Annotated in this window: 9 protein-coding genes; all 9 read left to right on the plus strand. The window is 37.6% G+C overall.

Annotated features, from left to right (window positions below):
* Positions 1–9: 9 nt before the first annotated feature.
* The 9 genes from BTO11_RS08700 (at position 10) to BTO11_RS08740 (ending at position 13,005) form a co-directional block, all read left to right on the plus strand.
* Positions 10–852 (plus strand): hypothetical protein, encoded by an 843-nt coding sequence (locus tag BTO11_RS08700; RefSeq protein WP_105052238.1) that lies wholly within the window; start codon positions 10–12, stop codon positions 850–852.
* Between the two features lie 370 nt (positions 853–1,222).
* On the plus strand, positions 1,223–2,653 hold the full coding sequence (locus tag BTO11_RS08705; RefSeq protein WP_105052239.1) for a hypothetical protein: 1,431 nt from the start codon (positions 1,223–1,225) through the stop codon (positions 2,651–2,653).
* Positions 2,654–3,329: 676 nt separating this feature from the next.
* Positions 3,330–6,020 carry a TonB-dependent receptor domain-containing protein gene (locus BTO11_RS08710; protein ID WP_105052240.1) on the plus strand — a complete coding sequence of 897 codons (2,691 nt, stop codon included), beginning with the start codon at positions 3,330–3,332 and terminating at the stop codon, positions 6,018–6,020.
* A 161-nt stretch (positions 6,021–6,181) separates the two neighbouring features.
* Complete coding sequence (gene dapE / locus BTO11_RS08715) at positions 6,182–7,498, plus strand: succinyl-diaminopimelate desuccinylase (RefSeq protein ID WP_181135876.1); 1,317 nt, start codon at positions 6,182–6,184, stop codon at positions 7,496–7,498.
* 98 nt (positions 7,499–7,596) lie between these two features.
* Positions 7,597–9,552, plus strand: coding sequence for a methyl-accepting chemotaxis protein (locus BTO11_RS08720; RefSeq protein ID WP_105052242.1), 1,956 nt, complete (start codon positions 7,597–7,599; stop codon positions 9,550–9,552).
* A gap of 136 nt (positions 9,553–9,688) precedes the next feature.
* Entirely contained in the window at positions 9,689–10,513 is an 825-nt protein-coding gene (locus BTO11_RS08725; protein WP_105052243.1) for a DUF3450 domain-containing protein, read from the plus strand.
* A 92-nt stretch (positions 10,514–10,605) separates the two neighbouring features.
* Positions 10,606–11,994: a MotA/TolQ/ExbB proton channel family protein gene (locus BTO11_RS08730; protein ID WP_229793327.1), complete on the plus strand. Its 1,389-nt coding sequence runs from the start codon at positions 10,606–10,608 to the stop codon at positions 11,992–11,994.
* A 10-nt stretch (positions 11,995–12,004) separates the two neighbouring features.
* Complete coding sequence (locus BTO11_RS08735) at positions 12,005–12,538, plus strand: MotA/TolQ/ExbB proton channel family protein (RefSeq protein ID WP_105052245.1); 534 nt, start codon at positions 12,005–12,007, stop codon at positions 12,536–12,538.
* Between the two features lie 53 nt (positions 12,539–12,591).
* Entirely contained in the window at positions 12,592–13,005 is a 414-nt protein-coding gene (locus tag BTO11_RS08740) for an ExbD/TolR family protein (protein WP_105052246.1), read from the plus strand.
* Positions 13,006–13,020: the final 15 nt, after the last annotated feature.

Below are 13,020 nucleotides of genomic sequence, written 5' to 3' on the forward strand. Positions count from 1 at the left end.
GGAAAAGACATGAAGTATATATATCTTTTATTTTTATTTGTGAGCTTTGCTAATTTAGCGGAAAATAATCTAAGTTATAGAGCTAAGTTTACGGTTCTAGAAGTAGATACGGAACTTAACTACCAAGGCCTGACAGATTTATATGTTGGTGATTTTTTAGTGTCTAACACTAATACTAAACCACAAAAAATAACACTGAATGAATCACTATCCGTTTTTGAATTAGGGATGTCATATAATTGGAAATATTTAATTTTAAGCGCTGATTATTCATTTAATATTGCCGGTGATAAGAGACAGAATGGCGAGAATAGTGTATTTGAAAACCCTGTTGATGAATACATATTTGGTGAGGATGCTTTTACTACAAATTCTACATTGCTAGTTCAGGACGTTGATTATCAGTCAGGACAAGCTTCAATTGGTTTTAGTAATGGTAATATGAATGTTTTTGCGGGATATAAAGTAGATACCAAAATAACAACAATGAATGTCAACTCTACGATTGAATTTTTTCAAGCTGTGGGTGGTGAACCTGAGATTCTTACATTAGATAATGTATTAAAAGGACCTTTTGCAGGGGTATCTCTTTTGTATGATATTACAGATAATAGTTACATAGCAGTAAAGCTAGCTGTGACCCAATATGAAAGTGGTCATCTTATGTTATCAAACGATAGCGCTCGCTTTAATGAACCATTAACTGGTAAGGCATTATCTTTCTCTACAAAATGGACTGGTAAACGCTTCTTTGTTGGTTTCCAAAGTAAGTTTTATAAGTCAGACTCAAGTGATGAACTTTCAGTTGAAAGATCTGAAATTGGCTTAGATTTAGGCGTTTACTTTTTATAACCTCCCAGACCAGAATTAAATGGTTTAAACAGGAATATTACTTATAATTCTGTTTAAACCAATCACCTATATCAGTTCAATAACTATTCTATTTTGAAATTGAGCATTTGTATTATCTAAATATTAAACGTGAGAGATAACGTTTAATTTCCATAAAGTTACTAAAAATATTTTCACTTAATTAACTTTAAAATAACCGTTAAAAACACACCCCGCTATATTCGTGGCTTTCACGAATTTTGTCATCGTTACGTAATAAAACTGTCAAGCTAATGTCTTTTTACAGTCACTGTTTTGTCATTTTAAGTCCTTAACCTACACCTCGATAATTAAATTCAATCAAAAACTATAAATGTACTTGGAGTATGTAATGGAACTTAAAGACTTATTCAAACTTTCAGCAGTAACACTAGCATTAACTATGACGGTAGCTTGTAGTGATGACGACGACAAAGTTGAAGATGTTGTTGTTGAAGATACTGTTGAATTAACTCAAATAGAAATTGATCAAGAAACATTAGAAGCTGAGTATTTAGCAGCGAATGGCGTTGCAGCCGATATAGAAATTTTAACAGGTACGCTTACAGCGGACATGACGTTAACAGCAGATAAAATATATGCATTACGCGGTCCTGTTGTTGTCGGTAACGATAATGAAGATAACACCGTGTTGACTATCGACCCAAGTGTTACCATTTTTGGTGAAACTGGCGGCGATTACTTAGTGATTAGCCGTGGTTCTAAAATTGAAGCAAATGGTACTGCTGCAGACCCAATTACTATGACATCAAAATCTGATGTACTTGGTGAAACTGTTGCAGCGGGTCAATGGGGTGGTGTAGTTCTTTTAGGTAATGCTAGTTCAAATAAATGTACTGCAGATGCTGAATGTGCACTTCAAGTTGAAGGTGCTTTTGAAGGTGCGGTATTTGGTGGAACGGACGATGAAGATAACTCAGGTACAATAAACTACCTTGTTGTTAAATATGCTGGATTTGAAATTGCCCCAGATAATGAATTAAATGGTGTTACTTTTGGTGGTGTTGGTTCAGGTACTGAAGTAGATTACCTACAAGTTCATTCAAATGCAGATGATGGAGTTGAGTTCTTTGGTGGAACGGTTAATCTTAAACATTTAGTGTTAACAAATAACTTAGATGACTCAGTAGATTGGGATAATGGTTACCGTGGTAGCATGCAATATGTTCTTGTAAAACATGATGCAACTGGTGAAGCAAATCGTGGTATTGAAGCAGATAACGATGGTTCAACGCCTGGTAAAACACCTATGTCTAACCCAACAATAGCTAATATGACAATTATTGGTGGTTCGTACAAATCTGATGATAAAGACTCTGAAGGTATTTACTTACGCGAAGGTACACAAGGTTCGTTTTATAACGTAGTTGTAACTAACGCTGTTGGTGAGTGTCTAGAAGTTGAAGGTAATTCTGTATCACAAGGTCATTTAGAAGATGGGGGTATTAACTTCCATAGTTCAGTAATCGCATGTGATGAAAACTTTAAAGATGGATCGTATGCTAAAGATGATAAGGGTGATGTAATAGGGTCTCCAACTCATACTCTTGTTGATTTAACAGCATGGTGGACGGCTAGTACAACTAATGAGTTAAATTCTACAGCTGCTGATATGTCTGCAGTATTAAATGGAATATTCACAACCGATACTACAACGCCTACAACACCAGCTGATGCATTCTTTGATGTAACTGACTTCATTGGTGCAGTAGATGCTGATGATGATTGGACAGCTGATTGGACTGTTGGTTTAGAAGACTAATAGTAAATCTTTGCAGTCGATGTACTGCTAAGTTTTAATTAAGTGTTAAAACTAAAAAAACCAGCTAGTTGTAGCTGGTTTTTTTATGCTTGTAATTTAGCATTGAGTTAAATCGTTATATCAACAGTGGTTATATAAAGTTAATAGAAAAGGGGGACATAAAACAAACATAGTTTAGACATCCGTGTGTCATTTAAAGTATTTACACTAATAACATATTAAGTTGCTTGTTAACTTTAATATGTGTTTTTTGTAACCCTGTTGTATTCGACCGCAAATTTAATTTGCGGTTTTTTTTTGCTTATTTAACCATTAGATATAGTGTAAAGGTGAGTCTGTTGAGTAACCAATGCATTAAGAAATAAATTAGAAAAACGGATGTGTGACATCTTTTAGACATAAAAACTGGCTACTCTATTCAGGTATTAAATCTTATAGACATTAATACAATAAATATGTTTTTCATGTGAACATGTTCATTCGCCGTAAATTTTATTTACGGCTTTTTTTTATTTTATTTTTATCAATTTCATTATTAGAGTAATAAGTTTGCTTAAAATTTAGCAGAAAAATCCTTGTCATAAAGTTGTAATGATTGGTTAATGAAACTGTCACATATGACTCCTAATATGTCATCAAAATTATTAATAGATTACTGATGACTCAGGAGTAACCAATGAGCCAATCGTCACCAACATTTACTTTATCAGCAATGACACTAGCTATCGTGTCTTCATTAACGCCAATGTCTTCTTATGCAGTAGAAGATGAAAAATCGTCAGAGACAGAAGATTATATTGAAGAAGTGGTAGCCACAGGTACACGCCTAAAGGGTAGCGCTGCCGCTGTTATTGAAGAGCGACGTAATCAAGCATTTGTTGCTGACATTATGGGCGCTGAGCAAATATCACGTTCTGGTGATGGTGATGCCGCGGCAGCATTACGCCGTGTAACTGGTTTAACCTTAGTTGACGGTAAATTTATTTATGTACGTGGATTAGGTGAGCGTTACTCATCAACTCAGTTGAATGGTGCTGCGGTACCAAGTCCAGACCCTACACGTTCTGTTATACCGTTAGATTTATTTCCAGCTGAAATAATAGAAGGCTTGTCGGTTCAAAAGTCATTTTCACCTTCAATGCCAGCTGCATTTGGTGGTGGTAATGTTGATATTCGTTTAAAGAGTATTCCTGATAGTAGAGTCTTTAACTTTAGTGCCAAACTCGGTGGTAATACTAACAATTTTGATCAGGGTCTAACTACAACAGGTAGTGACACCGACTGGCTGGGACAAGATGATGGCAGTCGAGATGCTCCAGCATCTATTACACAATATTGGGCTGGTATTGGAGAGTCATCAAAGTCACTCGACTATTTATCAGGTTCTCAAAGCTTGGAAGGTTTAGTCGATCTTAATCGTGATTTGACACCGAAAACAGCAAGTATAAACCCGAACGTTGGTTTTGATCTTGCCTTCGGTGACGTGTTTGATTACGGCAATGTCGAGTATGGCTTTTTGACTACACTTGCTTATGATAATGCTTGGCAAGTTGCTGAAGAATATCAGATGGATCAATGGAGTAGTATTGATACAGATGAAGGACGGAAATACACCTTTATACGTGGCTATGACGATATATTAAGCACCAGTCATACAGTTAAAACATCATATATGATCAACTTAGGCGCTAACTATAATAAAGCTCATGAATTAAGCCTAAACTATATAGTATTAAATGATACCGAAGACAAAGCTAAAGACAAATTTGGTATTTCAAATAATGTCTCACCATCAGAAAATAACGCTATTTTGAATGTGAAAGAAACAAGTTATGAAGAGCGGTCATTAACCGCATTACAAGTTAGTGGTCAACATACTTTTACTGACTTGAATCTGCTTGGTTTTGACTGGATTTACTCTGACTCCGAATCAAATCGTTATGCCCCAAGTGGTTTATCAACAAACTACATTATTGCAGATAGAAATAACGATGGTATTTATGACAGTGAAACTGAGTCATCTTTACGCTTGGGTAGTACAGCAGCTCGTTTTAATTTCCAAGACCTAGTTGATGATGTTGAGCATTTCTCATTTAACGCTTCTTTACCAATTTATCTATCTAATTTAGAAATGGAATTTAAAGTCGGAGCTAGTTTTGTAGATAAAACTCGTGAAGCTGATAATCGCCGATTTGATCTTGATACTCGTGCTTTAGCTACAGGTTTTGATTTAACGGGTAATGATATTAATCAAATACTATCTGATGATAAGTTAACTGGGGTAGCTTTATCTCGCTCAGTATTAAATGATACAACGATTGATGGCGATTTATATACAGCGGCACAAAGCATAGACGCTTACTACGCGGAAGCTGATTTCTTTATCAATAATAGATACCGTATCTCAGGGGGCGTTCGTTTTGAGGACTTTAGTCAAACAGCATTACCATATGACCCATTTACAGGTGAAGTGGATTTAACGAAAGATCAAACAAGTATTAGTGATTTAACCTTCACTGACGACGGTATTTATCCAGCATTAGCGTTAACTTATATCTTAAATGATGAAATGCAATTCAGAGCTAGTTTTGGTCAAACGGTTGTACGTCCAGATTTAAGGGAAATTTCTGCTGCAACTTATATCGATCCATTAACAGAATATCCAGTATCAGGTACGCCAGGCTTAAAAACGACAGATATGACCAATATAGACCTTCGTTGGGAATGGTATATGCCAGCAGGCAACAATATATCAGTAGGACTATTCACTAAGTCATTAGATAACCCAATTGAAGCTGTTCAGTCACCAGCTCAAGACGGTCCAGCCCTTATCCGCATGGCTAATGGCGAAGACGGATATGTTAAAGGTATTGAGTTCGAATTTTTGCAAGATTTAAATATCTTAAAAGGTGTATTAGGATCATTTGGCGAGAATTCATTTATATCTGGTAATGTCACATTGAGCGACTCAGAAATCACCCTAGATAGACAGAATATTGTAGACCAAACAGGGGTCTCAACTTCAATAACGAACTTAGAGCGTCGCCTAACTGGCCATTCTGAATACGTTGTTAACATGCAATTGGGTTACGACTCGTCAAACGGTGAGCACTTAGCTACTGTTGTTTATAACGTATTTGGTGAGCGAGTTATCGTTGCCGGCATTGAAGGTTTTGAGGATGCAATGGAACAACCATTTCACTCTTTAGACGTTAACTATACTTACTTTCCTACATTTTCTAGTCAGGTTAAATTCAAGCTGACAAATATATTGGATGAAAAGAAAGAGATCACTTTTGATGATGAACTACTGCGCTCTAGCACCAAAGGTGTTGGCTTTAGCGTGAGTTATAAAGTTGAATTTTAACTTATAACAAAGACAAAGGTTGGGCTCTTATTGCCCAACCGATGTCATATTAACGTCATTAATTATTAACACTATTGTCACCGCTTTATCATGTTTGAGTTATTAAATTTAACTATTACAAACTGATAAGCGATAAATCTATGCAAGTTGGAACAACACACATGAGAGCTAACGTAAATCCGCCACAAGTATCAGAGATACCATTAAAGTCATTTTGTGATGAGGCCGATTTGAATGCAATTAAAGTGCATTTAACTCAGCTGCTGCATAGACCATCAATTACGCCAAATGATGCGGGTTGCCAACAATACTTAAAACGTTTTTTTAAAAATTTAGGTATGACAGTCGATGACTTTGAAGTTGAAGGCGTTAGTAACTTAATTGCAAAAATAGGTAACGGTTCTACACGCATTGCATTTTGTGGTCATACCGACGTTGTGCCCGCACTAAATACAGACTTATGGCACAGTGAGCCGTTTTCTTTGTCAGAGCGAGACGACAGATTATATGGTCGTGGAATTGCCGACATGAAAGGGGCGATAGCCTCTATGCTAACGGCGTTTGAACAAGCGCTACCTAACTTAGATTTAGAAAAATTTAGTTTTTACTTTCTTATCACTAGTGATGAGGAAGGGGATGCTGAATACGGCACCAAAGAAATTATCTCTCGCTTAGCTCAAAGACAAGAGTTACCGCATTACTGCATAGTTGGTGAGCCAGCTAGTCTTGACCAGTCTGGCGATGTATTAAAAATAGGCCGTCGAGGTTCTATTTCGGCAGAAATAACCATTATTGGTAAACACAGTCATGTTGCCTTTCCGCAAAATGCCAAAAATGCATCACATACTGCGGTTGTGATGGGAAAATGGTTAACTCAACAATCTTGGGATCAAGGCAGTGATGATTTCCCAGGTAGCCATTTAGAGATCACTAGCATTCAAACTTGCGACTCTGGCGATAATGTAATTCCAGGTGAATGCAGTTTAAAGTTTAATGTTCGTTACTCTCATAAAGAGACAGAAGCAAACATCAAGCAACGTATTGTTAACGGATTAGTGCAACTAAAACAGTTAGCTAATGACATATCAATTCGCTGGTATCGTTCGTGTGAGCCTTATTACACGTCGGGCGAAACGGCAAACAGTATGAACGACTCAGTGCAGTCCAATATTGAACCTATTCATAGTGAAATAGTAACTGAAGAGCCTTTAACCGCAGAAACATCATTGCCGATAGACATTGATTTAGTTGCTGAGGTTGAACAAGCCATTTTTGATGTGACAAAACGTTTCCCTCGTTTATCAACCGCTGGTGGTACATCAGGCGGACGATTTATTGCAAAAAATGGTTGTCAGGTTATTGAGCTTGGTTTACCAAGTCATACAATTCATCAAGTTAATGAATACGTTACAGAAAAAGATATTCTTGATTTAACTAATCAATACACACAAGTGTTATATCGAGTGGCTGGAAAATAGTAGCTGCTTGATTTTTCATGTCATAATTTTGTCATAAAGTGGTCACAGTCTTTAAATAGACTCTGCACAAATTTTGATGAAATTAAGATTAGTGCACAATGAGAATATCAAGTTTAGTTAAAGTGACATCAGTGGGTATATTAGCCGCCGTCGTACTGATGACACTTTCCACCATTTGGGCTAATGTAAAACTCACTGACTCCGATCTTGTTTACGCAAAATACCGCGCTATTTATCACGCAATTACGGTAAAGCTTTATCGAGATGTGCAAAGTTACTTGGTCACAGGTAATGCAGTAAAGTTAAGCGATGCAGAGAGCCAGGTCGATAGTATTTTACTTGCTCTATCAGCGGCCAATATCGATAAAAGCCTAACCTCAAAATTGACTCTGCAGTTACAAGTATTAAAAACTAAAATGTCTGGAAAATACCGAGCATTAGGTAAATTAAGCGGCAATGAACAAGCGTTATTAGAAAATGCAGAGCGAAATATTCTGGACACTATCGACAGCTTAGTTGCTTATGCACAAGAAGGGGCGCAGAACAACGAAGTCGCGGCAAAACAATACTTAGGTTTATCTGCAAAACTTTTATATCGTGTGTATGACTTAACAAGCACTCGTCAAAGTTTTATTCATTCTCAAAACCCAACCACTAAACAAAACTTAATAGTGAACTTAAATGAAACTAAGCAGTTAGCGGCAAACTTAGCATCACTCCCTTTATTAAATATTTTTGAACAAACAGATGATGATGACTTTTTTGGCAGCGATGATTTATTTGAGGATGAAGATGAAGATCAAACCGACAAAGGGGAAGATTTAATATCTGAGTTACAGAGTTTGTTAAACCGTTATCCAAAGGAGTTAGACAATACTTCAGCAATTATTTTACAGCGTACGTCTTCACTCGGCGAAATTAAAACCGACATTGATGAGCTTGAACTATTAGCAAATGATGTGGAAATAGCGGTGTTTGCCAGCCGAGATCAAACATATTCACAGGTCGCCATGATCATTGCATCTATGTTGGTGTTGTTCTTAATTGGCTCAGCGATGAATTATCTCGTCATGTATAAACTGGTGTTAACGCCATTACGTTATTTACGTGATGCGTTTAATAACCTAGTTACACAAGGTTCTATTGAGCGTATAGATGACAAATCAACCACAGAATTTGGAGAGATAGCCCGTTTTTTCAATCAATTATTAGACAATGCTGAAGCTGATAACGCTCAAAAGTCTAAGCAAATGAATATCGTATCTCAGGCATTAAACTCCCTTGGCAGTGAAACTCAGCAAATTTCTGATGCGACTATTAATACTCAGCAACAAGTTCAGCAATCACAAGAGGTATTGGCTAATTTGTCGCAAATAAATCAACAGTTAAATATGTTAGCAGGCGAAGTACAGGAAAACGCAAACCAAACCCTACAAGCTATGGTCTCTGGTCGTGAAGGTGCCAACCAAATGCAGCAAGCTAACCTAGCAACTGTGAGTAAAATAAATTTAAGTAATAGCACACTGGATGAGTTGGTTGTCAGTGTTGATAAAGTGCAGCAAGTCATGGATGTATTAAAGTCGATAGCTGATCAGACAAATCTACTGGCACTTAATGCAGCTATTGAATCCGCCCGAGCAGGCGATCACGGACGAGGGTTTGCCGTTGTTGCCGATGAAGTAAGAAAGCTGGCAATAAAAACGCAAGACTCTTTACTCGACACTAGCCAAATATTAGAGCAATTAAATAACTATAGCCGTTTGTTGCAAACTAATATTGGTGAAATATCGTTGGCGGCTGAGGAACAAACAAGTTTAGCGGCTAACTTAATCGAGACCACTAACTTAGTTGAGCAGAAGGCAGTTAAGTCATCGGACGTTTCATTACAAACCATGAGTTGTGCCAAAGAACAGCAAAGTGATTTTGAAACCTTTTCAGCATTAATGCAACAGGTTGATCGTACCGTAGAAGAGGCTCACCAGCAGGCTAACTCGGTGCAAGGTTCTGTTGCGCAACAAGGGCAATTAATCTCGCAAACCTTTAGTATAAAGTAACCATTCACTCATTAATTTGGCTCGGAATAAGTCAAATTAATGCATTTATTACATTGTCATTAAACTGACATTTAACCGAAACGGTATTGTCACATTCATCCACTACTATTCCCTCATTAACTTATGGGGTGAACTAATGAAAACTATTTCTAAAACCGGACTTTCTAACAACGGGCTTTCCAAAAAAGCACTATCTAGCGCAGTTGCACTAGTACTTATGAGCGCAAGCTCTCTTCCTGTACACGCAGCAGCAATTCAACAAGTGATTTCAGCAAGCTCAGAAATTACGACTTCAGCGTCACAATCACAGAAAAAAATAGACAAAATTGCAGAGCAAGTACAAGAAAAACTTATGCAGTTTAGAGCTATCGAAAAAGAGACTGCTGGCTTGGACGTATATAACGGCCAAATCCAAAAACAAATTAATAGCCAAATCGACGAGATGGCTCAGTTGAATAAAGACATCGACCAAGTATCAGTTATTGAGCGTCAAATTACGCCTTTAATGTTACGCATGATTGATGGCTTAGAAAGTTTTGTTGAGTTAGATGTGCCGTTTTTACCAACGGAACGCCAGGCGCGTTTAACGTCGTTAAAAACCATGATGGATAAAGCGGATATTGCGGTTTCTGAAAAATTCAGACGCGTAATGGAAGCGTATCAAGTTGAAGTAGATTACGGTCGCAGCATCGAAGCTTATTCTGGTTTATTAGAGTTAGATGGACAAGAACGCGACGTTGACTTTTTACGTATCGGACGCGTAGCACTTATGTATTTAAGTCGTGATGGTTCGTTAATTGGTCGTTGGAACAACGAACAAAAAGCATTTGAGAAACTAAGCCCAGATTATCGTATGCATATTTCTAAAGGTTTACGCATGGCGAAGAAACAATTGGCACCAGACTTATTGACTATGCCAATACCGTCACCTGTTTTGGTTTCATCTAACACGACGCTTTAGTCGCTATTAAGACTCTTGGATTTAAGGTAAAGATAATGAACGCATTTATAAATAAATCACTGATAACGCGCTTAGTAAAAGTGCCAGCGGCAATGTTGTTAGTGCTAGCAACTGCAACACCAAGTTTTGCAGCTGACGAGAAAACTCCATTGGATTTAGACCAATTGTTGTCTCAATTACAAACAGGTAAAGCGCAACAGAACAAAGAAAATAAAACACGTGAACAAGCATTTTTACGTCAACGTGCAGATCAAGATAAAATACTAAATCAAGCAATTAACACGCGTGATAATGCGTTGAAGTTGTCTGAGAGGTTAGAAACTAATTTTGAAAAAAATGAATTCCAATTAGCTGATTTATCAGAAGCGTTAAACAAAAGAATGGGTTCATTAAAAGAACTGTTTGGTGTTTTACAGCAAGTGTCTGGTGATGCAAAAGGCAAAATGCAATCTTCAAATGTATCAGCTCAGTTTCCTGGTCGTGATGTGTTTTTTGAAGAGTTAGCACAAAGCATGGGCGGCAGCTCTAAATTAGCTTCTATCGAACAAATCGAAACCGTGTGGTTTGAGTTACAACGTGAAATGACTGAGCAAGGTAAAGTTGTTCGTTTTAATACCGATGTGGTTGAAGCCAGTGGTAATAAAGTAAACAAAGAAGTTGTTCGTGTTGGTGCATTTGCATTGGTATCTGGTGGTCAGTATTTAGAACTTAATCCTACTACAGGTACGTTGGCTGAACTCGTTCGTCAACCAGCATCTCGTTTTAACGACAGCGCTGAAGATTTACAAGCATCAACAGACTCAATAGTTCCATTTGCTTTAGACCCAACAGGCGGTTCAATCTTAAGCCTATTAGTGCAAGCGCCTAGCATTGAAGAGCGTATTGACCAAGGTGGTACGGTTGGTTACATCATTATCGCGGTTGGTTTAGTTGCATTTTTAATTGCCTTTGAACGCTTTGTTTCACTAGCGCGTATAAACCACAGAGTGAAACGCCAATTAAAAGAAACTGAAGCGAATATAGACAATCCTCTAGGTCGTGTATTGAAAGTAAATCAACAATTCCCTGATGTTGCTTATGAAACCCTTGAGCTTAAATTAAGTGAGTCAATTCTTCGTGAAATGCCACTTATCACTAAAAACCTAACGCTGATTAAGATTGTATCAGTCATTGCACCATTACTTGGTCTATTAGGTACGGTAACCGGCATGATCAATACGTTCCAAGCAATAACACTATTTGGTACTGGTGACCCTAAATTGATGGCTGGTGGTATTTCAACCGCATTGATGACAACGGTTCTAGGTCTAGTTGTTGCGATTCCAACGGTTGTACTTTCAAGCATGTTGAACACTCGTAGTAAAAACATCATGTTGATATTACAAGAGCAAAGCGCAGGTATTATCGCTGAACGCTCTGAACAGCAGTTGGAACGCCGTCAAAATATGAAAGTTGCTAGTAAAAATAATCAAGTAGCGTAAGGGGAATATCATGGTTTTATTCACTGAAACCATAGAGGCTATTCGTGAGTTCATGGACACCGGTGGTGTTGTTCTCACGGCCATTGCCATTATGATTTTCTTAATGTGGCTGTTGATATTAGAGCGTATTTTATACGCGCTAAACGGCCACAAAAACGTAAAAGCAGCACTGATAAAAAGTTGGCAGAGCAGGGCAGAAAGAATGTCCTGGAATGCTGAGCAAATTCGCCAAGCATTTGTAGCAAGAGCTCAAATGCAGTTAAACAAAAACTTAACCTTGATCACAACCTTAGTTGCACTATGTCCTCTTATGGGATTGTTAGGCACGGTAACCGGCATGATTGAAGTATTTGATGTTATGGCAATAAGTGGTAGCGGAAATGCTCGTTCGATGGCCAGTGGCGTTTCTAAAGCGACAATACCGACAATGGCTGGAATGGTTGGAGCCTTGTCAGGTGTATTTGCTAACTCTTGGTTACAACGTAAGTCAAAACGTGAAATTGAATTATTAGAAGATGAGTTAGTGTTAGACATTCAACACTAGTTTCATATCTTAACCGTAATTGAGCACAGATAAGAAAGAAAAGAGAAAATATTATGAGAGCGCCTTTAGCTAGTTTGTTACAAGAAGAAGAGCAAGAAGAGATAAATTTAACGCCTATGTTGGACGTTGTTTTTATCATGTTGATATTTTTCATCGTAACCGCGTCATTTGTAAAAGAAGCGGGTATTGATGTAAATCGCCCAGAAGCTGCAACGGCCGTTAAAAAAGAACGAGCCAGTATCTTAATTGCTATTTCTGACAAAGGTGAGATTTGGATCAATAAGCGTCGAGTAGATGTACGAGCTGTACAAGCTAACGTAGAACGTTTAAAAGCGGAAAACCCTCAAGGTTCAGTTGTTATTCAAGCCGATAAAAAATCGACCACAGAAACCTTAATTAAGGTTATGGATGCTTCTCGGGCTGCTGGTGTGTTTGATGTATCAATTGCTGCCGACGACGGTAACTAAAAAGGCGAATTATTG

The sequence above is a fragment of the Psychrosphaera saromensis genome, from assembly GCF_002954545.1.
GTDB classification, from domain to species: domain Bacteria; phylum Pseudomonadota; class Gammaproteobacteria; order Enterobacterales; family Alteromonadaceae; genus Psychrosphaera; species Psychrosphaera saromensis.

What these genes read in the sequence shown, in the direction of transcription:
- BTO11_RS08700 (WP_105052238.1), top strand. Translation starts at nt 10, where the DNA reads ATGAAGTATATATATCTTTTATTTTTATTTGTGAGCTTTGCTAATTTA.
- BTO11_RS08705 (WP_105052239.1), top strand. Translation starts at nt 1,223, where the DNA reads ATGGAACTTAAAGACTTATTCAAACTTTCAGCAGTAACACTAGCATTA.
- BTO11_RS08710 (WP_105052240.1), top strand. Translation starts at nt 3,330, where the DNA reads ATGAGCCAATCGTCACCAACATTTACTTTATCAGCAATGACACTAGCT.
- dapE (WP_181135876.1), top strand. Translation starts at nt 6,182, where the DNA reads ATGAGAGCTAACGTAAATCCGCCACAAGTATCAGAGATACCATTAAAG.
- BTO11_RS08720 (WP_105052242.1), top strand. Translation starts at nt 7,597, where the DNA reads ATGAGAATATCAAGTTTAGTTAAAGTGACATCAGTGGGTATATTAGCC.
- BTO11_RS08725 (WP_105052243.1), top strand. Translation starts at nt 9,689, where the DNA reads ATGAAAACTATTTCTAAAACCGGACTTTCTAACAACGGGCTTTCCAAA.
- BTO11_RS08730 (WP_229793327.1), top strand. Translation starts at nt 10,606, where the DNA reads ATGTTGTTAGTGCTAGCAACTGCAACACCAAGTTTTGCAGCTGACGAG.
- BTO11_RS08735 (WP_105052245.1), top strand. Translation starts at nt 12,005, where the DNA reads ATGGTTTTATTCACTGAAACCATAGAGGCTATTCGTGAGTTCATGGAC.
- BTO11_RS08740 (WP_105052246.1), top strand. Translation starts at nt 12,592, where the DNA reads ATGAGAGCGCCTTTAGCTAGTTTGTTACAAGAAGAAGAGCAAGAAGAG.